Source organism: Clostridium sp. CTA-7, from assembly GCF_054768095.1.
In genome coordinates, this window is the sequence record NZ_BAAAAV010000003.1 from 182,803 (window position 1) to 206,574 (window position 23,772).

20 protein-coding genes are annotated in these 23,772 nt (G+C 28.9%); 1 reads left to right on the forward strand and 19 read right to left on the reverse strand.

What is annotated here, in order from left to right; genetic code table 11:
• Positions 1 to 81: 81 nt before the first annotated feature.
• The 16 genes from helD to ACYUEX_RS07055 form a co-directional block, all read right to left on the reverse strand.
• The gene (gene helD / locus ACYUEX_RS06980) at positions 82 to 2,328 is read right to left on the reverse strand and encodes an RNA polymerase recycling motor HelD (RefSeq protein WP_460287254.1); all 2,247 of its coding nucleotides are present in this window, start codon (positions 2,326 to 2,328) and stop codon (positions 82 to 84) included.
• 199 nt (positions 2,329 to 2,527) lie between these two features.
• Positions 2,528 to 3,736: an MFS transporter gene (locus ACYUEX_RS06985; RefSeq protein WP_460287255.1), complete on the reverse strand. Its 1,209-nt coding sequence runs from the start codon at positions 3,734 to 3,736 to the stop codon at positions 2,528 to 2,530.
• Positions 3,733 to 4,155, reverse strand: coding sequence for a MarR family winged helix-turn-helix transcriptional regulator (locus ACYUEX_RS06990; RefSeq protein WP_460287257.1), 423 nt, complete (start codon positions 4,153 to 4,155; stop codon positions 3,733 to 3,735). The genes ACYUEX_RS06985 and ACYUEX_RS06990 overlap by 4 nt, the downstream gene beginning before the upstream one ends.
• 464 nt (positions 4,156 to 4,619) lie before the next feature.
• The gene (locus ACYUEX_RS06995) at positions 4,620 to 5,636 is read right to left on the reverse strand and encodes an alpha-hydroxy-acid oxidizing protein (RefSeq protein ID WP_460287258.1); all 1,017 of its coding nucleotides are present in this window, start codon (positions 5,634 to 5,636) and stop codon (positions 4,620 to 4,622) included.
• Positions 5,637 to 6,057: 421 nt separating this feature from the next.
• Positions 6,058 to 6,552 (reverse strand): helix-turn-helix domain-containing protein, encoded by a 495-nt coding sequence (locus ACYUEX_RS07000; protein ID WP_460287259.1) that lies wholly within the window; start codon positions 6,550 to 6,552, stop codon positions 6,058 to 6,060.
• A 555-nt stretch (positions 6,553 to 7,107) separates the two neighbouring features.
• Positions 7,108 to 8,046: a hypothetical protein gene (locus ACYUEX_RS07005; RefSeq protein ID WP_460287260.1), complete on the reverse strand. Its 939-nt coding sequence runs from the start codon at positions 8,044 to 8,046 to the stop codon at positions 7,108 to 7,110.
• Positions 8,047 to 8,078: 32 nt separating this feature from the next.
• Positions 8,079 to 9,257, reverse strand: coding sequence for a glycosyltransferase family 2 protein (locus ACYUEX_RS07010; protein WP_460287261.1), 1,179 nt, complete (start codon positions 9,255 to 9,257; stop codon positions 8,079 to 8,081).
• A gap of 27 nt (positions 9,258 to 9,284) precedes the next feature.
• Positions 9,285 to 10,202 carry a hypothetical protein gene (locus ACYUEX_RS07015; protein WP_460287262.1) on the reverse strand — a complete coding sequence of 306 codons (918 nt, stop codon included), beginning with the start codon at positions 10,200 to 10,202 and terminating at the stop codon, positions 9,285 to 9,287.
• 3 nt (positions 10,203 to 10,205) lie between these two features.
• Complete coding sequence (locus tag ACYUEX_RS07020) at positions 10,206 to 11,186, reverse strand: GDP-mannose 4,6-dehydratase (RefSeq protein WP_460287263.1); 981 nt, start codon at positions 11,184 to 11,186, stop codon at positions 10,206 to 10,208.
• On the reverse strand, positions 11,180 to 11,944 hold the full coding sequence (gene rfbF, locus ACYUEX_RS07025; RefSeq protein ID WP_460287264.1) for a glucose-1-phosphate cytidylyltransferase: 765 nt from the start codon (positions 11,942 to 11,944) through the stop codon (positions 11,180 to 11,182). Before rfbF ends, ACYUEX_RS07020 begins: the two co-directional genes overlap by 7 nt.
• Positions 11,945 to 11,968: 24 nt before the next feature.
• Positions 11,969 to 12,199 carry a hypothetical protein gene (locus ACYUEX_RS07030; RefSeq protein ID WP_460287266.1) on the reverse strand — a complete coding sequence of 77 codons (231 nt, stop codon included), beginning with the start codon at positions 12,197 to 12,199 and terminating at the stop codon, positions 11,969 to 11,971.
• Positions 12,200 to 12,683: 484 nt separating this feature from the next.
• On the reverse strand, positions 12,684 to 13,382 hold the full coding sequence (locus tag ACYUEX_RS07035; RefSeq protein WP_460287268.1) for an LbetaH domain-containing protein: 699 nt from the start codon (positions 13,380 to 13,382) through the stop codon (positions 12,684 to 12,686).
• 279 nt (positions 13,383 to 13,661) lie between these two features.
• Positions 13,662 to 14,747 carry a UvrB/UvrC motif-containing protein gene (locus tag ACYUEX_RS07040; protein WP_460287270.1) on the reverse strand — a complete coding sequence of 362 codons (1,086 nt, stop codon included), beginning with the start codon at positions 14,745 to 14,747 and terminating at the stop codon, positions 13,662 to 13,664.
• 155 nt (positions 14,748 to 14,902) lie between these two features.
• On the reverse strand, positions 14,903 to 16,900 hold the full coding sequence (locus ACYUEX_RS07045; protein ID WP_460287679.1) for an oxidoreductase: 1,998 nt from the start codon (positions 16,898 to 16,900) through the stop codon (positions 14,903 to 14,905).
• A 122-nt stretch (positions 16,901 to 17,022) separates the two neighbouring features.
• Positions 17,023 to 17,820, reverse strand: a complete 798-nt coding sequence (locus ACYUEX_RS07050) for a MerR family transcriptional regulator (protein ID WP_460287272.1) — start codon at positions 17,818 to 17,820, stop codon at positions 17,023 to 17,025.
• A 329-nt stretch (positions 17,821 to 18,149) separates the two neighbouring features.
• The gene (locus tag ACYUEX_RS07055) at positions 18,150 to 19,769 is read right to left on the reverse strand and encodes a vanadium-dependent haloperoxidase (protein ID WP_460287274.1); all 1,620 of its coding nucleotides are present in this window, start codon (positions 19,767 to 19,769) and stop codon (positions 18,150 to 18,152) included.
• A gap of 510 nt (positions 19,770 to 20,279) precedes the next feature.
• On the opposite strand from ACYUEX_RS07055, the gene ACYUEX_RS07060 reads away from it, so the two are divergent.
• On the forward strand, positions 20,280 to 20,642 hold the full coding sequence (locus tag ACYUEX_RS07060; RefSeq protein ID WP_460287276.1) for a hypothetical protein: 363 nt from the start codon (positions 20,280 to 20,282) through the stop codon (positions 20,640 to 20,642).
• Positions 20,643 to 20,819: 177 nt separating this feature from the next.
• On the opposite strand, the gene ACYUEX_RS07065 is transcribed toward ACYUEX_RS07060, so the two are convergent.
• From ACYUEX_RS07065 to ACYUEX_RS07075, 3 genes are all read right to left on the reverse strand, one after another.
• A complete protein-coding gene (locus ACYUEX_RS07065; RefSeq protein WP_460287278.1) occupies positions 20,820 to 20,972 on the reverse strand; it encodes a hypothetical protein in 153 nt (50 codons plus the stop codon).
• 461 nt (positions 20,973 to 21,433) lie between these two features.
• Entirely contained in the window at positions 21,434 to 22,555 is a 1,122-nt protein-coding gene (locus tag ACYUEX_RS07070; protein ID WP_460287680.1) for a DegT/DnrJ/EryC1/StrS family aminotransferase, read from the reverse strand.
• 41 nt (positions 22,556 to 22,596) lie between these two features.
• A complete protein-coding gene (locus ACYUEX_RS07075; protein ID WP_460287280.1) occupies positions 22,597 to 23,772 on the reverse strand; it encodes a DegT/DnrJ/EryC1/StrS family aminotransferase in 1,176 nt (391 codons plus the stop codon).

Here is a 23,772-nt window from a genome sequence, read left to right on the forward strand (position 1 = left end):
TTTTCATTTCTAAATCTATAACCTTTTCCAAATTGTATAACTATTTTTAAAAACATTATTTTATCTTATTAAAAAACTTCCTTAATTAAAGTTATTTAATAATGGTGATAAATTCCCTATATAATATATATCTAAAGCATGAAGTGCCCTTGTGCAAGCAGTGTAAAGTAACAGTCTATCTTCTTCATCCTTATATTTAGAATCACCTGCATTATATATCATAACCACATCAAACTCTAATCCTTTTGCAAGATAAGCAGGAATAATTACAATGTCATTAATATATTCATCTTCATCATTTATTATCATCTTAGCATCTATCTTATCTTTTACGTAATTGTAGACATTTTTTACTTCACTAATATTTTTAGTTATTATCCCAATAGAGTTATAACCTTCACTCCTATAAGCTTTTACTTCTTCTACTATTCTTTTATTTATATCCTTCTCCTCTAAAAATCCAATTAGCCTTGGTTCAGATCCATTTCTTTCAACATATTCATCAGCTATTTCTTTATTTAGTATTCTTCGTGAAAATTTAGTTATTTCCATTGTTGATCTATAGCTTTTAGTTAAATTAATAGTAGAAGTATTTTCTGGATTAAGTATTTCTACAATATTACTATAGCTTCCAACATTCATATATGGATTAATAGATTGAGATATATCTCCTAGTATTGTTTTATTTGCAGAGCCAAATAATTGATTAAATATTTCATACTGTAATGGCGAATAATCTTGTGCTTCATCTATAATTACATATTTTACTTCTGATGTTTTTGGAATATCACCTACTGCTCCTTTTATAAATAAAAGTGCTATTTGATCTTCATAATTAATCTTTTTAGCTCTAAAATTCTCTAATGTATATCTTTTAATTTCTCTAATAGTATCATTATCAAAATCAATATTTGCCTTTTCTAAGAAATATTCTAAGTTTTCATAAAGATTTGTATAAGTATCTAGCAAGTTAAATTTAGTCTTTTCTTCAACTTCATAAATTATATCTTTTATCCCTCCATTAACTAAGGCCCTACTTACTTTATTGATTTCTCTCTTCTCTAGATATTCTCCCGTTTCCTCTATTTCCTTTGCTACTTTCTCTACTAATCTTTTTTCATTAGATTCTATAAGAAATAAAATTCTATTTCTTATCTTTTCTAATTTTCTCTTAAGGGGAAGATCAACATAATCCTTATAATATAGCTCATTTATATCCTTGGAAGAAATTATAGTTTCATTTCTTAAAGTAATGTCAAAAAATTCTTTAGGATTTTCTTCTAGGTCTGAAATATATACTTTTAATAGCTTAACAAATTCCATAGAAGACTTAAACTTTATACTTTTAATTCTAACATCATAATATTGTTCCCCTTCATCACCAAAGATGTTTTCCATCATTTCACAATAATCTTCCTTAACATTTACATCCTCTAAAACTTTATGCATATATTCTTTGAATGTAGTTTGCAACATATTATCTTCACCAAGCTGAGGTAATACATTAGAAATATAATCATTAAATATGTTATTTGGCGAAAAAATTACTATATTTTTAGAAGTTATAGTATCACGATGTTTATATAAAAGGTATGCTATTCTATGAAGGGCAACTGATGTCTTTCCACTACCTGCTGGTCCTTGAACTATTAAGTTTTTATACTTCTCATTACGGATTGCTTTATTTTGTTCTCTTTGAATTGTAGTAACTATAGCCTTCATTTTACTGTCGCTGCTTTTACTTAATATATCTTGTAAGACCTCATCATCTATTTTAATATTGCTATCAAACATATAATCAATCTTACCATTATTAATTTTATATTGTCTTTTCATTGTTATCTTGCCATTTATTATTCCTTCAGGACATTCATAAGAAGCACTTCCAATCTCATAATCATAAAACATACTTGAAATTGGTGCTCTCCAATCATATATAAGGAAATCAAAATCTTCATTAATTAAATTAGAAATTCCAAGATAGAATTTTTCCTCTTTTCCTTCTCCATCTTCAATAAAATCCATTCTTGCAAAATAGGGTGATAAAAGCATTTGCTCATATTTATCAACTAGCTTTCTTTCAAACTCATGACTTTGCTTTTGAATCTTCATAGTATTTATAAACTGTATAAAATCTACAATATGCTGCAAACCATTATTTACTGAAACTGCTCCAACATTTTCCCATAGCTCTCTTTGAGTTTTAATTGCATCTTTTTTAAAGTTTTCTTTATAGTTTTTCTTTTCTTCTAATTGACTTTTTACCTCTCTTAATACCCTTTGTAACCATTCCTCTTCTATTATCCATTCAGATTTATTTATTGACAATATATCTCCTCCTTACAATGAAAAAAGCATTTTAAAGTGATATTAATATTTAATCATAAACACCCGAAATTACCAGTCTGTAATTATCTAATTATTTATGTTATAATTAAAGTGTAGAGAAAATATATTAAAAATTCCTAGTTTAAATATAAAAAAGGCAGCCTCATAAAAGACTGCCTTTTAACTGTTTTTTTACTTCTTAAACAGAAGTTGCTTCATTAATATTATCTTCACACACACTATTTCTTCCATGTAAGAAATAATATAATAGCACAGTAATAAATGTAACTATTGCCATCGCTAAATATAATCCTCTATAGCCTATTGACGGTACCAAAAGTCCTAATATGAACGGCCCAAAACCTACCCCTAAATCTTGAAATATAAAACTAGTTGAAGTAGCTAATCCTATATTATGCTTCGGAGAAACTTTTATTGCAATTGCTACGCAACTTGAAGATATTGTACCATATCCAATTCCCACTAAAGCTCCAACTAATAAGAGTGTAAATCCATTATTGACTCCACTCATAATAAATAAAGCTATAGCAAACAATATTATAGACGGATACATAACAAAGTTTTCTCCTTTTGTATCAAGCCATTTTCCTGTAAAAGGTCTTGAAACAAAAACAAAAACTGCATATACAATAAAGAAAAAGCTCCCTGCATAAGCTAGATTGATTTCTTTAACATAAGGTGTAATGAATGTAAGAATACTTGAGTAGCCAAAAGCAATTAATGCTGAAACTATAGAAATTGGAACTGCTTTGATCTCAAAGAAATTATGTATAGAAAAGTTACTCCTCTTCTTTAATTGCTCTTTTGCAAGCTCTAATTTTGGAACCTCCACGAAGAACACTGCAATGAAACTAATTGCTAAAAAAGCAACACATACAATGAAATTCATGTAAAAGCTTGCATGCTCAGTGATTAACATTCCTAAAAATGGTCCAATTGCAGCAGCCAAAGTCAAGCTTAATGTATAATAGCCAGTACCTTCACCTCGACGTTCATTAGGAATAATCTTTGCCACAATGGTTCCTGTAGCTGTTGATGCAATTCCCATAGCTGCTCCATTCAGGAAACGATTAGCCAAAAGCATTCCCATGCTGTTCACTAAAAGATATAAACAAGTAGTTATTAAGAATAAGGTAAAACCAATATAAAGCATTCTCTTACATCCTATTTTTTCTATGTATTTCCCTGAAAAAATACGTAAGACAAGTGTTCCTATTATAAATATTCCAGAAGCTAACCCAGCTTGACTAGGTGTAGCATGAAATTTTTCTGATGCAAATAAACTCATTGTCACCATCAATAAGTAGAAAGTAAAATAAAGAAAAAAGTTTGCCGTAGTAACAATCAGGAAATTTTTTGTCCATAATTTAGGTTGATTCAATTTCAACTCTCCTTTTCATTTGTAATATTTTCTAATATTCTTGGAATTACTTCAAATACAATTTGTTGCTCTTCTTTTGTAATATCTTTCATCACTTCATATTCTAAACATGTTATTTTTTCACGACAGATTTGATAGAGTTCTTCTCCTGTTTCAGTCAACTGAATGATTTTTTCACGCTTATTCTTGCCGGTTATTTCTTTTATAATCATTTTCTCTTCTAAACTTTGAACCCTTCTAGTCACGCTAGGTTTTTCTACATTATAGTACTTAGAAATATCTACAAGTGAAGATGGTCCATTGTTTTTTAGATAAAAAATAACTTGCCATAAAGAATACGAAAGATTATATTCACTTAACAAATCATTAAGCTTACTTATTATTGGTCGGTATAAAGATATGAATCGCTGAAAAAAGCCTTGCATTTTTAATACCTCCTAATTCAATATAGTTACCTTCGTTAACTGTTAACCAAGGTAATTATATATTATATATATATATATGTCAAGTTTCTCTATTAGTATGCATATTCACGCTTCAATAAATCAATTGTTTTTCAGTGCTATGCAAACATGATAGCCAAAATACCTTGAATTTATACATAAGTAAGAGATGGGATTGGTACATGGCTTATTAGATTTAGGTAATTAAGATGAATATATTTTTTACAAAATATTAGAATATAAGATAAATGCATTTATCCACTAATTAGATTTTATTGCATGTGATGGAGAAATAATTGTTGGCAATATAATCTACTCAAAAGCAAAGGTAATTAATAAAAGTAATAAACTTTATTTTGTATTTTAATATAATTGTTTCTCAATTATATATAAAAAAGCCATAGATTTCTCTATGACTTTAAATAAAATTATCTTCAATGTATTAATTAATATCTTATCATATCTCTAGTAATATCTTCTAAAGAATAGGCTCCACACATTGCCATTGTATCTTCAAGCTCATTTGCTAATTTTTCAATATATACTTTTACCCCTTCTTCTGCTCCACCATAAAGTGCTGTTACAAATGTTCTGCATATAAGTACTCCATCAGCTCCTAAAGCTAATGCTTTAAAAACATCTACTCCTGAACGTATTCCGCCATCTACGAATATTTTCATTGAGCCACCTACAGCATCAACAATATCAGCTAACACTTCTGCAGTTGCTGGGCATTGATCTTGTACTCTTCCACCATGATTTGAAACAACTATAGCAGCAGCACCAGCTTCTTTAGCTTTTAATGCACCTTTAACAGTCATTATACCTTTTACGATAAACGGTAGTTTAGAAAGTTCAATAATTTCCTTAAGCTCGTCTACAGTTTTTGCTCCAGCTGGAGGATTCATATTCTTTAAAAATGGAAGTCCAGCTGCATCAATATCCATAGCTACTGCAATAGCTCCCGATTCTCTAACTAACTTCATTCTTTCTTCTATTGTTGTTATATTCCAAGGCTTTACAGTAGGAATTCCTAATCCATTTGCATTTTTTATAGCACTTGTAGCGCCTTTCATTACCTCTGGGTTTACCCCATCTCCAGTGAAGGCTAAGATTCCTTCCTTTGCACATGTAGAAACTAAAATATCATTATATTGCATCTCATCATATTTATCACCATAATGCACTTGAACAGCTCCTACTGGCGCAGCAAAAAATGGATACTTAAATCTTCTATTGAATAATTCTATACTGGTATCAACCTTTTTGTTTTCTGTTAATGTGTCCATGTTAATACGAATTTCTTTCCACTTATCATAATTACGTATTGCTACATCACCAACGCCTTTTGCCCCTGGACCTGGCATTCGATTTTTACATACTCTTCCGTTACATTCATTACATGCTTTACAATAATCACCAATACAAGTTCTCGCATTCTTCAATACTTCTTGATAATTCATTCTACTACACCCTTACTTTCTATAAGTGAAACTCCCAGTCTATTATTTTGTAAGCTTGCTTACACCTACAAATCTATATAAGTTATGGAGTTTCCTTATCTATAATTGTTACGTCAACCTACTCTTAAGTATATCACAGAATATATAATTATTTAGTTTCTTGAAAAAATATTATGTGTTTTTTCTATATCTATTAAAACCCACATTTCTTGCATTCCACCAAGGGTGTGTACATTATACATAACCTTTTCTTTACTTTCAGAATTTGATAAAAGTTAACCACTAATAATGCTTTTATCAAATTACCTATTTCGAACAAAATCTTAATAAATATCCATTTAAATCTTGATATTCCAATAACTATTTATTTCTTCTATCATTATTTGTATATCTCCTAATGATAAAAAAGCAAATTTATACTCTAGTTTTTATTAGAATTCCTTATTGAGTACTTCACCCAGGCATTGAATATAAGAAGTATTCCTATAACAAGACAACCTGCACTGATAGCTTTAATAAATCCCGAAAAAAATTGTTCATAAGCTTTTATACTAGGTTTATATATTGCAGAATAAATTATTGTAATAAATGATATCAATAATGCACATAAGGCCCCAACCAATGATTCATTTCTTTTTAATTTTTGAATTTCATTAAGTAATGAAATTATATTTTTATTATTTTCCACCTCTTCATTTTCCTGTTCAATATATTCACCCTTTAGTAGCTCATTAACTGAAACCTCCAACACTTTACCTATTTCTTCAAACAATGAACTATCAGGCATACACTTACCACATTCCCACTTTGAAACTGCTTTATCAGTTACATTAAGATATTCTCCAAACTCTGCTTGAGTCATTTTTTTGTTTTTTCTAGCTTCTGCTATAAATCGTCCAATTTTTTGTGTATCCATAATAACACCCTCCTTTAATAATATGATAATTCAAAAGTCACTATATTCAAACCCACCAAAGGTAGAGTATGTAGAGTATAAGTAGAATGTAGTAATTTCACTACTTATTACTGTTTGTAATATCCTATTTTTATATAGTAAATTTAATTACTTAACAGATTTTAAGTTTACGTATCACTCTTTACTTACTTATTTGTGATACAGTTCTTTCTTAATTATTCTAAATTAAAAATGCTTCATAAAAACATAAAAACTCTGATTAAATAAATGTACTAGGTGGAATTCCAATGTCAAAAACTACAATTCCTGCCCCTAAAACATTTAAGCGACGACGTATAATATAAAGGTAAAAATAGGTAATAATATTTATAAACATTACTATAACCTTTTTGTTTCTGAATTAATAGTGAGGAATTATTTTCCTGGTATTTGTATAGAACCTATGTCAAAGAGAAAAAGCACCAATCCAACGTAGATCGTGTGCTTCTATATTAATAATTTATTTAATTCTTTTTATATCACTAAAACAAAATAAATAACTACTTTTTATATTAATTATATTTTATAGTTATTCAAATTCACAATATTAGCCTTATCAATAAATCCTGAATTAAACCATGGAAATTCTCTAATTACGTTTTCTATTGATTGTGATAACCATCTAATATAAGGATCATATATATAATTTATTAAGTTTTCATCCTCTATGTGATAAAAAGGGCATAAATCAAATTCTCTTGTTCCCAATAGCACTACCCCAGAAAAATGGTAGAATAATAGAGGTGAATAATCCACATGCACAACATTATTCTTTCTTGAAACTTTATAATTCTTTATATTCCAAAATGCAGCATTCGCTCCAATAGAGTTTACTATATGAACATTTTTAAATATATTAGGCCAATCTTCTACATACCTTTGGTCTCCAAAAGTTTTATTAACCACATCATATTCAACAGTACATTTTTTTAAGCACCTCTCCCCCCAAAGTCTCACTGCAGTTTTTGCTTCATTATTATTTTTAAATCCTACAAATCCTGTATTATATAATCCACTTAGTTCGTAATAGAACTTAAACTCTTCTGAATTTCTATGATCTGTTAAAAAAATTGACGCATCAGGATTCTCATTAAAAATATAATCTATATCAGAAAAAAAGAATAAATCTGCATCTACATGTGCATAATATTTCGCATTGTCATATTTATTAATTACATAATATAAAAAAATAGGTTTTAGTGTCCAACAATATTCATGAAATATTCTATTAGACTTAGCTAATACTAAATCATAATTAGTTCTCTCTATATCTTTTAGTTGTACTAGAATCATGTTTTTGAAACCTATTTTATTTAGTATATGGTAAACAGAATCATTCATACATAAAATAAATAACTTAAAATCACTACAACAGTTCTCTAAAGAAACATACATTGGTATGGCTTTAAATAAATTTGCTTCCGATAAAATCATTGATAAATGATATTTACTCATAGTTATCCTCCTCTTCAGTACATTTTTAGAATTTAATAATAAACATTATAAATGTCTTTTATTAAGGCTAACATAGCTTCTGTAATATATTTAATTCCAAATATATCTCTTAAAATTTTAGCTTCAATAATTAATTTATTTATATCTACATCTATAGTTGGCATAACTTTATTTATATCTGTAACACCTTCTATAAAGTAGCGTCGTCTACATGTTTGAAGTAATTCTAAAAATATATCTAAAAAAGGCTTGAAATAGCTTACAGCTATCATATTATTTATATCTTTAGTTAATTCATTAAGATCATAATCATTAATCGATGTTATACCAGACATACAAACTAATAGTACATCTAAAAAATAAATATTATTGTATTTTTTACATACATAATTTATATTTTCACGAGTTTCAAATATATTAATATTTGTAGGATGCTCTTGATGAACATTTAATATATTTTTATCAAATATAAATTTGCTACCAGACTTATATAGTCTTATTCCTAAGTCATAGTCTTCAAATCCATATCCAACTATATCTTCATCAAACATCCCTACTTCTATAACTCTATTTCTTTCTACGGAAGCATTATTAGTTATAAAAAATCTCCATGGCAAAACATAGTCTTTTAATTCTTCATTGTGTTGTTCCAATATATTTTTTAGACCTCGCATAAATTCTGTATTTAAGTCAAAAGAATTTTTCATATAACTTCCATCAATTATTGATTCAACATCTATTAATGGATGCTTATCTGGCATATTAGACTTCTCATTTGTTTTAGGCACATTTTCACCTAAATAATTTTCATTGCTTACATCTAGTTCTTTATAATAAAAAGTAAAAACTCTTTTCCACGGAATTCCGCATACAACTATATTTTTTTCTTCATGATTTTTTAAATGTCTATTTATAAAATCTCTAGGAGCTATCATATCACTATCATGGAATATTAGAATATCACCAGCTGCTCTTCTTATTCCTTCATTTCTTCCACGAGCAATTCCTCTATTTTTTTCAAGTCTCACAAATTTAAATACAAAGTTAGCTTTAAAATTTTCTAACATTTGTAGAGTATTATCGTTAGATCCATTATCTACTACAACAACTTCAAAAATATTGAAGTCACAATCTTGATTATTTAAGGATATAAGATTGTAGTATAACCGTTCTTTAGAATTATATGATGGTATTATAACACTTACTTTCATTACTTTCTCCTCCCTCGTTAATCTTTTCTAATTATCATCAACTGCAGCTGTAGTCCTATATTCCTTAAAATTTGGATCTATCGTTTCAACATCATCAATAATTTTTTCCAATGCTCCTCTATATATTTTGTAAATAAATGGTATATTTACTCTATCTTGTTCGTGAACCTGCCTAATATCATATTTGCTAATTATTCTAAAACCACTAAAGTGATAAAATATCAATTTATTATTATTCACCATTATATTATCATTTAAAATTGTGAAATTATATTTCGAATAATTCCAATGTCCTATATTTATTCCTTGAGTTGTTATTTCCTGAACATTATTAAATAAGAATGGCATATCATCAAGATATTTTTGATCTCCAAATTTATTATCTTCAGGATTTGAAGTACAACTATCTATACACATTTTATCCCACCAATTAACACACGCTAATCCGTTAATATCTTTTTTAAAACTAATAAATCCCGAGTTAAAATTTCCAGTTAGAGATTGCATAGTATGATTAAATTCTTTTGAATACATTGGCAAAAATATTTCTCCACTAGATAGTAATACGGAAGCATATGGTTGATTTTCAAATATTACATTAGGATTTTGATAAAAGAATAAATCTGAATCTATATAAGTTACTCTTTCAATTGAATTATCCAAAGTAAATATATACTTTATAAAACTGGGCTTTAATGTCCAACAATATTGATTTAATTTTCTTGAAGCTTTGATTTCTAACAAATCTTTTCTATTTAGTTCAGGAATTGTTACTAATACTACTTTATCTAAATTAATTTTCTTAAGAAACTCATAGCATTTGTCATCTGCACAAAGAATATATATTTTAAAGTTATCAATAGTTTTATGCAAAGATAAAAAACATGCAATTGCCTGAATTAATCTAGTACTAGATACAACCATACAAAAAACACTCTTTTGCATTATTTATATCTCCTTTTTAAAGAAATCTTTATACCATTCTATAGTTTTACTTAGCCCTTCATCAATTGTATATTTTGGACTCCACCCTAATAAAGTTCTTGCTTTCTTTGCTGATAAATATTGATGTGTTATTTCATTATTTCCTTGATTTAATATTATAGGCTTTAGATCACTACCCATAATTTTTAATATTTTATTAACTAGTTCTAAAACTGTTAATTGTATTTCATTACTAAAGTTAAAAGCTTGTCCTCCTAGCTTGAGATCTACAACTTTTTCAGCTAAATTAATATATGCGTCTACTGCATCCTCTATATAAAAATAATCACGAATAAAGCTTCCATCACTTCTTATTAAAGGAGCTTCTTTATTTAATATAGATTGAATACTTTGTGGAATAATTCTATTGAAGTTTAAATCTCCACCGCCATAGAGATTTCCACATCTTGTAATACATACTGGCAGCTTGTAGCTTTCATAATAAGTTTGAGAAATTAGATCTGCACAACTTTTTGAAACATCATAAGGGTGCTTTCCTTGAAGTGGCATATTTTCATCATATGGAAGCCTTTCTTGATCACCATAGGCTTTATCACTAGATGCTACTATTACTCGTTTAATTAATGGGCTTCTTCTTGCTGCCTCAAGTATATTCCAAGTTCCTTCTATATTAGAAATAAAAGTTCCTAATGGGTTTCTATTTGCAACTCCAACAATGGCTTGAGCAGCTAAATGGAATACTGTGTCTATTTCATATTCTCCAAGTATCCTTTCTATTAATGAATAATCCTCTAAAGCGCCGTATACAGCATTAACCTTTTTATATTCTTCCCCAATATATATATTTGATTTTGGTATATAATCTCTTACTAATATAGTTACATTTGCCCCATAATTTACTAGTTTTTTAACTAAATAACTTCCTAAAAATCCAGTACCACCAGTTATAAAAACATTTTTATTACTCCAAAACTTGTTTACCATATTTTCCATTCTCCTTTTCCTTCGTTCCAAATTTTATTTACATTATTTATATCATTTAAGGTGTCCATAGCAGTCCAAAAGCCATTATGAATATATACTGCTAATTCATTATCTCTCGCTAATTTCTTTAAGGGATTCTGTTCTAAAACGCATGTTGTATCATTTTCTAAATAATCAAATATTTCTGGTTCAAAAACAAAAAATCCACCATTTATTATTCCATCAGTACTCTTTTTTTCGTCAAAAGATTTAGCTAATCCATCTTCTACAGTTAAAATTCCATATTGACTTTTCTTATATATGCCTGTAACTGTTGCTATTTTTCCCTGTTCTTTATGAAATTTTAATAATTCATCTATATTTATATCTGCTAGTCCATCTCCATAAGTTAACATAAATGTTTCATTACCAATATACTTTTGAGCCCTTTTTAACCTTCCTCCTGTCATAGTTTCAATACCTGTATCAATAAAGTTTATCTTCCATGGCTCTGATTCAGAATCTATATTAATATCCCCACTTTTCATATCTAAAAGAAAACTTCTAGTCTTCCATGAATAATCTATAAAATATTCTTTTATTTTTTCCCCTTTATAGCCTAACAAAAACATAAAATCATTAAATCCATAATGACTATATATTTTCATTATGTGCCATACTATAGGCTTATCCCCAACCTCACACAAAGGCTTAGGAATATTCATTGTTAACTGACTCATTCTAATTCCTTTTCCTCCAGCAAGTATAACAGTTTTCATCTTTTGTCCTCCACTCTTTTTCTTTTAATTAGTTTTGTTATTTTTTAAATCTAGTATTGAATCAAGATCTAAATATCCACAATGATCCTGTTCATCGTATAAAATTATAATTACCAAAGTATTTACATATCTATCATTCATCCTCGAAACAGCTATCTCATAACTTATATTTATAATACATTTATCTTTGATAAACTCATTAACTTCACATTCTAGTTTTTGGGTATTTGAGCCTTTTAATATTTTTATTTTCATTTTAATTACCTACCCCATACTGTTTTTCATAATATATATTATTCATAAAATTTTATTGTGCTACCCATTTTAATTTCTTAAGCTGAAATATAGAGATTTCTCTAAGAAGACATTTATTTTATCTATATTGGTATGCAATAAAGAATGAGAGAGGGAAATTAAGTAAATATAATGGTAAAATCCCTGTCTAAAAGAAAAGAACCCACCAAAGGTAGAGTATGTAGAATATAATAATTTCACTGCTTATTACTGTTTGTAATATTCTATTTTTATATGGTAAATTTAGTTACTTAACAAAATTTAAGTTTACATATCAACTCTTTACTCACTTATTTGTGATGCAGTTTTCCATATCAGTAACAAGTGCTATTTTTTTGTTAGCAAAAAAGATAGAATATTTATATATCCTACCTTTTATAACTGACAAATGTATATAATATTGCTTGCATTAATAATAAAACAAGTTATTAACTATGAATTTTCCCTAATTGTGAATTAAGGTACTATGCTTACAACAAAGACCACAACTACAACGTGTATCACCAAATTTCAAATCGTAAACTTCTGAAAGCTCTACATTAACTTTAATAACCTTTTCTGAAAAATCTGATCTTTCCTTTGGTACTTCTAAAAGATTATCTGCCTTAGCTTGTGTATTTATAATTGCTCCAATTGGAACATACCTATTTGCAGCTATCCTAATTCCCCCTGTTACTATTGCTCCAATATCGATATAACAGTTGTCCTCTACTATAGCGTTAAATACAATTGAATTAAATCCAACAAATGTGTTATTTCCTACAATAGCTGGCCCATGAATTAATGCTCCATGAGTTATACTTACTTTATTGCCAATATATATTGAATACCCTACACCATTTACATAGTATTTAGCATCTCTTAGCCCATGTAATATTGCTCCATCTTGTATATTAGAATTGTAACCTATATAAAATGGTGTTCCCTCATCTGCTCTTATCACTACATTAGCACCGACAAATACATTCTCTTTTATTGCTACATCACCTATTACACTTGAAAATGGCCCTATAAATGCACTTTCACTTACTTGAGGATATACGCTTATAGGATTAAATGAAGTAACTGGGTTTTCTCCAATAAAATAAGCATACAAATTAGTTGGCCCTATTGTCCTATAATCTTTTTTTATACTATTATCCACTATAATTTTCTCCTTAAATTAATATTACATTATATTAAGCTTAATATTAATTTGTTAATCACTCTATAAATATAAGAACCCACTATAACACTTTATTTTAGTTATGGTGGATTTTACGATAAACCTTGCTGGCTTTTTAACTTACATTTTTTAAAGAGTTTATATAATTAATAGTCATATATATTACACTGCCCTTACTTTATTGGTAAAAAACGTACTTATTTATGGTATTGTTCACTGTATCACATTCTACGCTTATATAAGAATTCTTATGGTTAATTACAAATTATCTGAAATAAATTCATCAATAGCTCTGTCAACACTTAAGCTATCCATATCATTAATCCATTGTTCTAGAATAGCTATATATTTACATGTACTTTCTTTACTTTTTAAATAATTATATATTATATGAGCCTCATCTATTTCATCCTTACCAACATTAACTGAACTTTTCAAAGCATCACTGAAATGGGATATAATATTACTTTTAAATTTATGCTTTATTTCATTAATACTAAGATTGCTAAGTTTATACCTTTCACTGAAAAGCAGTTTATTATATCTTATTAGAAAAAACTTAATTTCTTTATTATTTAGAAACTCTACCAAAGCAATATTTTTATTAGCTTCTGTAAATCTAATAATTTTTGCAGTACTTATCAAATGCTTTACTGCTTTTATATAATCTCTATATTTAGCTGCACCTTCAAAATCAAGGTTTGCAGCAGCAATATTCATTTCCTGCTCCATTTCTTCCAAAATAGTCAAATCAGTGCCATTAAGCAATTTTATCACTTTTTCTACTAAAGCAAAATAATGATCTTTAGAAGGATTGGCTGTGCACATACCAATACACAAGTTCATAGAATACTTTAGACAGCCTGAAGCCTTTCTAGAAGCATTAGTACACAAAATTTTACTATGTTCTTTTATACCGTAAAGAGCTTTTTCTACAGTATTCTTATTAGTATAAGGTCCAAAATAAAGCTCTCCATCAGAACTGTTAAGATCGTTGCATATTTCAATATCTGGATATTTTTCGTTCATTTTTATTTTGATATAACAATAACCTTTTGGACTTTTCATTTGTCTATTATATATTGGTTTAATTTCCTTAATTAATTTACATTCAAGCAATAAAGCTTCAAATTCCGTATCTGTTAGAATATAATCAAAGTTCTTAAGATTTTTCACTAATTTTATTACCTTTGGAGAATGAGATTTCGAATTTATAAAATAGGATCCAACTCTACTTCTTAGATTTTTAGATTTTCCTACATAGATAATAGTATCTAAGGAATCTTTCATAAGATATACTCCAGGTGAAGAAGGCAGTTTTTTAATTTTTTCTTTTATGTTCAAAGTTATGATCCCCCTAAGGCAAATATTTATTACATTTTATCATAGGATTGTTTTGATTTACAAAATAATTTAACTATTATTTCTTTTAAAACATAAAAACTCTGATTAAATTATTGACTAAATAATTCAATCAGAGCTTAAAATTAAGTTATTGATTAGATATTTCTTGCTACTTCATATGCATCCCATATAGCATACATTATGTTTTGAACTTTGTTTGCATCACCAATCATTCTAATATTAGTGTGTAAGAATTTAATTTTATCGTATAGTGAATTTTCTGAGTCATATCCAATTGCAACGATTGCTGAATCAGCTTTAACTATTTCTTGAGATTCTTTACCTTCAATTAAAAATCCTTCTTCTGTTGCTTTTATTACTTTAGATCCACATCTTACATTAATCTTCTTGAAAGTTACTAACTCTTTTAACATATCGTGGTTTGCATGGCATAAAGGTCCACCAACTTGTAATATATCACCCATCATTTCAACAATAGTTACATCTTTGCCCATGTCTTTTAGCCATAAAGCAGTTTCACATCCTACTAGTCCTCCACCTATTACTATAGTAGAGTTTCCTACATCTTTTTTCTTAAGTAATACTTCTTCTGCAGTATATACATTTTCTGTTCCTTCAATAGTTAATCTTCTTGGAGTAGATCCTGTAGCTACTATAATTGTATCTGCATCAGTTGCTTTAATTATTTCTTCTGTAACAGTTATATTGTATTTTACTTTTACGCCAAGCTTTTCTAATTGTAATTCATACCATTCAACAAGTGCTATATCATCTTCCTTAAAATCTGGAGCTCCTGCTGCTACTAGGTTCCCACCTAATCTGTCACATTTTTCAAAAACTTCTACTTCATGTCCTCTTATTGCAGCTACTCTTGCAGCTTCACATCCTGCAATGCCTCCTCCAATAACCAGTACTTTTTTCTTTTCATCAGCTTTTCTAAGTTCTAATTCCTTTTCTCTACAGCATGCTGGATTAACTGCACATGTTATATTTGCAAAATTCTGTAATCTTCCCATACATCCTTCTTGACAAGATAAACACGGACGAACATTCTTATAGTCATCTGCTAATATTTTATTAGGAATTTCAGCATCTGCAAGTAATGGTCTTGCAAGTCCAATCATATCTGTCTTTCCTGATAATATAGCATCACTTGCTAATTCAGGATCTTCCATTCTTCCTGCTGTAATTATTGGAACATCTACTGCGTTCTTAAGAATTTCATTATATGGTAAATATAATCCCTTTTTTTGATACATTGGTGGATGGCTCCAGTACCATGAATCATATGATCCAACATCTGCATTTAAGGCATCATATCCTGCAGCAACTAATATTTTAGCTGCTTCTATTCCTTCTGGAATATCTCTTCCCATTTCTTCGAATTCTTCACCTGGTAGACCACCCTTACACCAGTCTTTTATAAAACTCTTAATGCTGTATCTTAAAGATACTGGATAATCTTCTCCACATCTTTTCTTTATTTCTTGAACTATTTCACAAGCAAAACGCAATCTATTTTCTAAGCTTCCGCCATATTCATCTGTTCTGTTGTTAAAGAATGAAATTGCAAACTGATCAAGTAAATATCCTTCATGAACAGCATGTATTTCTATACCATCAAAACCAGCTTTTTTAGCTATTTCTGCTGATTCTCCAAATTTTCTAACATATTCTTTTACTTCTTCAGTTGTAAGTTCACGACATACTACATCCTTTAAAAATCTGTGTGGAATTGCAGATGGTCCAACTGCTGTTTTACCAACAATTGATGGAATACTTACACGTCCAAATCCAGCTGATAACTGTAAAAATATCTTTGATCCATAAGCATGAACACGTTCAGTCATACTCTTTCCTCTTGTTATAAAGTTAAGAGGATTTAAAGTCGGACATGGCATTGATGGTAATGCACATTTTTCAATGTCATTTTCAACCATAGTAACACCTGTCATTATTAAACCTGTACCACCTTTAGCACGTTCAACATAGAACTCTTCCCCTTTTTCATTAAAACTTCCATCAGAATTACATAATCCACCTGGCCCCATTGGTGCTAAAACAAACCTATTTTTTATTTCTAAGTTACCTATTTTAATTGGTTCAAATAAAACTTTGTACTTTTCTTTTATCATAAGACATCCCTCTCCCTCTAAAATAATTTTATGATTGGCAATACCTCCATCTAAAAATCATTATAGAACATAAAGGAACTTTAACTTCAATAGTTATTGTGATAATTTTATCAAGTAATTTATTTTATAGGTATCCATATTTCTATATAAGTATGTAATTTAGCTGGTTTCTCAACATCTACAAGAAGAATCTTTCCAACCATATCTCCTATAATTTCAAATCCTCTAGCACTCGCATACTCCTTCGCACTTTTAAAAGCTACTTCAGGACTCTTTGTTAATTCATCATCAATAACTTGAATTGTATGAATGCATGAAGTAGCTTTTAAATTCTTCCTATGCAAGTCCACAGAAATGTTAAACTTATCTATATGCTTCTCTAAAACCATATATCCAAAATTGCATATATTACTATCTCTATGCTTAATTACACCTAGCTGAACTATTGGCATTGCTTTAACGCACTGTTGGACCATCTTTTGAGCTCGTCTATCTCTAGAAATCCATCCACACTCATCATCATACAACATTAATATTTCTGGAGATTTAACAAACTCATATTTATTAAGCAGTTCATTAATAAGGCGTATACTTTTTAAATTTTCTTCTATTGAGTCTGCAAGCTCTTTATAATACTTACTTTTTTCTTCTGCCTTTTTTTTATATTCTTCCATCCTATCCTTAGTAGATAAATAGCTACTGTCTTCACCACTAAACTGCTTAACAATAGCCTTCATAGGCATTTCCATATTTTTATACTTTGTATAAGATAATAGGCGAAATACATCTACTACATTATAATATCTCCATCCATTTTTCTCCTTATTTACCTTAATCAAATTTTCTTTTTCAAAAAAATGAATTGCACTTGTTGTTATTCCCAATATATTTGACAAATCCTTAACACTATATTTCATTTCTATCCTCCAAAACCTAAAGTAGCTTTAGCCTTTATTTAAAATTAATATATATGTTTTTCTGAATTACTTAAATAAACTCGTTACTTTTTGCATTTATAATTTATATTCTTTAAAAATACCATTATTTTTTCTAAATATTCTCTTTATTTAAGATAACATGTTTCTTAAATTATTTCTAGTTTTTAACATTTTATTTACAATAAAAAATTTTTTCTTAATAGAGGAAATTTTCTTCTAATAAAAGAAACCATCATTAAATTTTTAATCATTTAACGATAGTCTCTTTATTTAATAATTTATTATTACATATTTTATAAGCATATTTTTTAAATTGTTACCTTTGTACCATCAAACTTTGTGAAGGAAAAACCTTGAAACTCTTCATTATAGGTGCTTCTATAGTCCTGAAGTAATCCTATTGCCACAGCTTCTCCAAGTTTCATTCCCTCTAAGCCGTCTGAACGCCAGTGAACCCCTACAAAATCTCTTCCAAGAGAAATATTAGAAGCAAGCTTATTTAATTCTCCTCCTACTTTTAAATTATCCTCAAGATATGGTTGTAAATTAAGTCCGTCGACACTAGCTACTACTGGATTAGGAATAATATAATCCTCATTGAAAAATGCTTTTAGAATAGTTACACCTGCTCCAATCTGAGCTGCATGACCTGCAGGATATGCAGGATGAGCTGGGCATCCTTCAGGATAGGCCATAGGTAGAAGATAGGTTCCATATTTTTTGAATACTATCTCTAATACCCTTGAATATAATAATTCCTGATTAATCGGATGCTTTGCGGCACCTATCTTAAGATTTTGTATGCATCCCCCAAACTCTTCTGGTCTTAATCTTCTATGAGCCAAAAACTTTTGGAACCAGGTTGCTTCAAGTGCCATCCTGGCTGCACGAGTCACAAAATCCAAAACATGTGCAGTACCAAAGGTAACAAACCCCTCCTGGGTTTTTGAAAATAGATAGGGATTACTTAAAGATACAGCTTCCTGACCAAAGCCTAGTAGTATCAAACAAGCCGTTAGTGCCGCCTGAATGCTGGTGTCTTTATGGACATATTCGCCGAGGTCTCTGCCATTACTAATATATCGAGATAGCGGGTCAAGTTTTAATACTGAAGAGGGTGCCTGTCCATTCTGTATATTAAGCCATTCATTATATGAGGTCATATAATCGATTTTTTCCATAGGTACAGTGTATTTCTGTGTTATAGTTTTTGCCCCAAAAGGAATATCCTTTAAGAGGAACTGCGAAACATATGGTCCTTCCAAAGCTCCAGGGGCATTACCACGGAATAATGTTTCCGTAGTGACTTTGCATTTGCACTTAGGACCATCAAAAACCGAAAACTTTGATAAATCCTCGGTTGCAGCCTTAGTTATAGGGTTGGTATCATAATCTACAAAAGGGATATCACGAATTAAAGCCATCCAATAATCCTCAGCCATTTCACTTGCTTCTATAGCACTGGAAAAGCTCGGAGCTGGTGCTATAGTAAGATGGTTAGAATCTGATCCTACCATCTCGTACGCATATGAGGCCTGAGGGTTAACGAATTTTCTACTCCCTCCTAGTGGTATCAAATTAAATTTTTCTGGATTTGCAGTAGTTAATGCCCTTATCCAAATATTGTAGGCATCTAAATTTACTTCTCCTAACAAATTATGAGGTAAAGCTTTTGTATAATTTCCAATCTTGTTTACATATAAAATTTCATCATTATTGCATCTTTGTCCCTGAAGAATCAAGTTCTTCTGAAATAAAGCAGACTCAGTTCGTTTTTCAAAGGCCTCAATGCGCCTCTGTTCTGGTGTTAAAGGCCCAATTTCACACTGTTCTGTTATTGTATTATATTTAGGGCATACGGACTTAGTAATACAAACTTTATCTTCGCTCTCATTCGTTTCCTTCTTTTTATCTTGCTTTTCTTCCATCTTAATCACTCCTATTATTTAGTTAGAACTTTCCTCTATTAAAATTTAAATATATTATCTATATAAATTCTTCAGTATATTATATGTAGCAAGTTATTAGATTTCTATTATTAATCTCATTTGTTTTTATAATTGTTACAGCATCATTGCTAAAAATAAATTCGCCACAAAGACATTACCGCCTAGAAAGATGAAAGAAATCATTGAGCAAATCTAATAGAAAATTACTTGTCCTAGATATTACAACCATAAAATGTATAAGTTTGCTAAAAACAATGAGTGAATTAAAAATAAAAAGAAAAGAATAAAATTAATAATCGAAAAATATAAATCTATTACTGCAATAAATGAAAATATTCTGATGAGATGCTTAAAGGAAAAGAAGAATTCTATGAGGAATTTATGAGCATAAAATATGTATAATATAGCAAATCAATAATTATAACTTATTATTTGGAACTTTTAAATCAAATAAAATATCTAATAAGTATATAATAGGAGGTATGAGATATGAAAAAACTATTAGTATATTTTTTCCTACTTACATTCAGTATAATTCTACTTGTAGGATGTTCTGTAAATAGTAAAATTTCTATGACTGGTATATATTTAAAGTCAATTAACGGAAGCAATATTATTATTGGTGAGGATAGCAGTCCAACTCTTATTGGTAACAAAACAGGTAAAGAAAATATTTTTGATGATTTGAAAAGTGGAGATAAAATTGAAATCACTTACGATTTAATTAACGAAACTTATCCTGCACAAACTCAAATATATAGTTGTAAACTTATAGAAAGAGGTAGTGTAAATGATATCCCTAAAGATATATTAGATAAACTACAAGAAATGGGATGGACTTTTGATTTATAAAATTAAATAATATATAAACTACACCATTAAAACTAATGTTATATGAATTACCCAGTAAAGTGGATAGGAGTATAATGGTCCACTTTACTATGTAATTATCAACACTAGTTTAAAACATAGTCTATTTTTTCTATATAATTGCAATTAACCTCTATATAGTTTTTTTCTGTATACTCATTAATCTTTTGTAGACTTTGATTTATTATTTCTTACTGGAACAAATTCTGAAGTTGTATCATTAGGATCAATATATTTATAATCTCCATTTTCATCTTTTCTGAGCCCTAAAGATGCCATTTTCTTCTTACTATTTTTATGTTTATTACTCATTTCTTTCTCACCTCTTGTAATATTTATATTTGCCATTGAGTACTATATTATTCTTAGTATTACAGTCAAAAATTATAGATAAAATTTAAATATTAATTTAAATTTATTTTTTATCAATACTACTAACATATATAACTTCTTATAGAATAAAAAAACACGAAAATCTAACATTTTAGATTTTCGTGTTTTTCATGATGGTAACTATCCACTAAGTTTAAGTATTCTGAGAATATTACACATATAGAATATACGATTTTCTCTAATTCTCTTAGGATTTCTCTCTATGATAATTTTTTAAAATTATACAATTATTTGTAAGTTTTATTTTATAATTATCCTGTAATATTTTATCTATATTTTAAATTTTAAGTGGCATCATTTATTGTAGTATAATTATTTTTCTTATTATGGTAAGGTCTACGTCATTTATGATACGTTTCATCATTCATTATGCTAAGTAACTATTTTCTATAGAATTCTCTTATTTTCTCACAGACATAATCTATTTCTTGTATAGTTAACTCTGGGTAAATTGGCAGCGCTAATATTCTTTCTGATACTCTTTCAGCTACTGGAAAATCTCCTTTTTTATATCCTAAGTAGCTAAAGCACTTTTGAAGATGTAGTGGAATTGGATAGTATATGCTAGTACCTATTCCTTGCTCATTTAAATATTGATTTAATTCATCTCTCTTATGGCAGGTTATGTTAAATACATAATAAACAGGTATTTGATCACCTTTGATTTTTGGTAAGGTAATTTCTGATATATCCTTTAATCTTTCAACGTATAAGTCATGGATTTGACTTCTCTTTTCTAGTGCCTCATTTATATATTTTAATTTAACGCGTAAAATTGCTGCTTGTATGTTATCTAATCTTGAGTTATATCCTATATACTCATAGTGATATTTCTTTTTAGCTCCGTGAACTCTATACATTTTAGTAATATCTGCAAGTTCATCATTATTTGTAACTATTAATCCACCGTCACCATAAGCTCCTAGTGTTTTAGTTGGAAAGAATGAATAGATACCCATGTCACCTATAGTACCTGCGTGTCTGTATGTATCATCCTTACCTTTCCATTGCATACCAAAAGCTTCTGCTGCATCTTCTAATACAGATAAATCATGTCTTTTTGCTATATCCATAATATCATCCATATTAGCCATTTGGCAGAATAAATGTATTGGAATTAGCCCTACTGTATTTTTTGTTATTTTTTCTTCTATTTTTCTAGTGTCTATGTTGAAGGTTTCTTCATCTATATCTACAAATACTGGTTTTCCTCTATGCTTTGCAATACATGAGGTAGATGCTAAGAAAGTAAATGGAGATGTTATTATCTCTTTTTCATCCTTATATCCTAATATATCAGCTGTAATAACTAAAGCATCTGTCCCTGAAGCAACACCCATAGCGTGTTTTACCTTTGCAAAGTCTTGAACTTCTTTTTCAAAAGCTATAACATCTTCACCTAAAGTTTTAACTCCATTTTTTATTGAATTTATCATAGCTTCATTAAACTCAGCCATTTTCTCTTCGTATTCTCTTTGTGATGTATAAAATCCTACTTTTATCATAAATCTCTCCTTTTTAAATGTAACTTAAAATTCAAACTTTATTTTACCTCTTCTACAGCTTTAATAAGCTCCTCAATTACATACTTAGCATCCTCTAAAGATAAGGTTGAGTACACTGGTAATGTTATTTCATTTTTATATTGATTATATGCATTGGGATAATCTTCTATTTTATACCCTAAATTTTTATATAGCGTAAACATTGGCAGTGGTATAAAGTGAACATTTGTAGGTATATCTTTTTCAGCTAATATTTCTATAACATTTGCTCTATCACTTTCCTCAAATCCTTTTATTCTTAATGGATATAAATGATATGATGTTTCCATCTCCTCATTTTTAGAGAAAGGTATTATAGCCCACTCCTTATCTTCTAAAGCTTTGTTGTAAATCTCAAATATTGCTCTTCTTCTATCTAACATTTCCTCATATCTATCTAATTGAGACACACCTATAGCTGCATGTAAATCAGACATATTGCATTTAAATCCATCTGTTACTATATCATATTGCCAAGCACCAGCTTTCATCTTAGATAAAGCATCCTTTGTTTGCCCATGTAGTGCTATATATTTAAACTCTTTATATAAATCTTCTTTTCCATGAAAATTATTGTTATTAAATGTTATTCCTCCACCTTCAGCTGTAGTTAAATTCTTAACTGCATGAAATGAGAATACATGGAAATCATATTGAGATCCAACTTTTTTTCCTTTATAAGTTGCACCAAAAGAGTGTGCTGAATCTGATATAAGTATTATATCTTCTCTATTTAACTTTTTAAGTATTGTTTTTACCTTATCATAATCTACAGGAACACCTGCAAAATCTACAGTTATTATTGCCTTAGTTTTTTCAGTTATTGCCTCCTCTAATTTATCTAAATCCATTATAAAACTATCTTTAGCAACATCTACAAAGGTTGGCTTTATTCCTCTATGTAGAATAATGCTAGCACTTGCGGTGTAAGTATAAGGTGTGGTTATTACTTCATCCCCCTCTTTTATATCGTAAAATTTTAAAATAAGCTCCATACCAGCTGTTCCACTACCTAAGGCCACTGCTTTTTCGTTTTCACAGTAACCAGCTATTTTCTGCTCAAATTCTAAAACCTTAGGGCCACTTGTAATCCATCCTGATTTTAAAACCTGAACAACACTTTCTACTTCTCTTTCTGTAATATCTGGTGGTGATAACGGTATTTTTCTTGACAT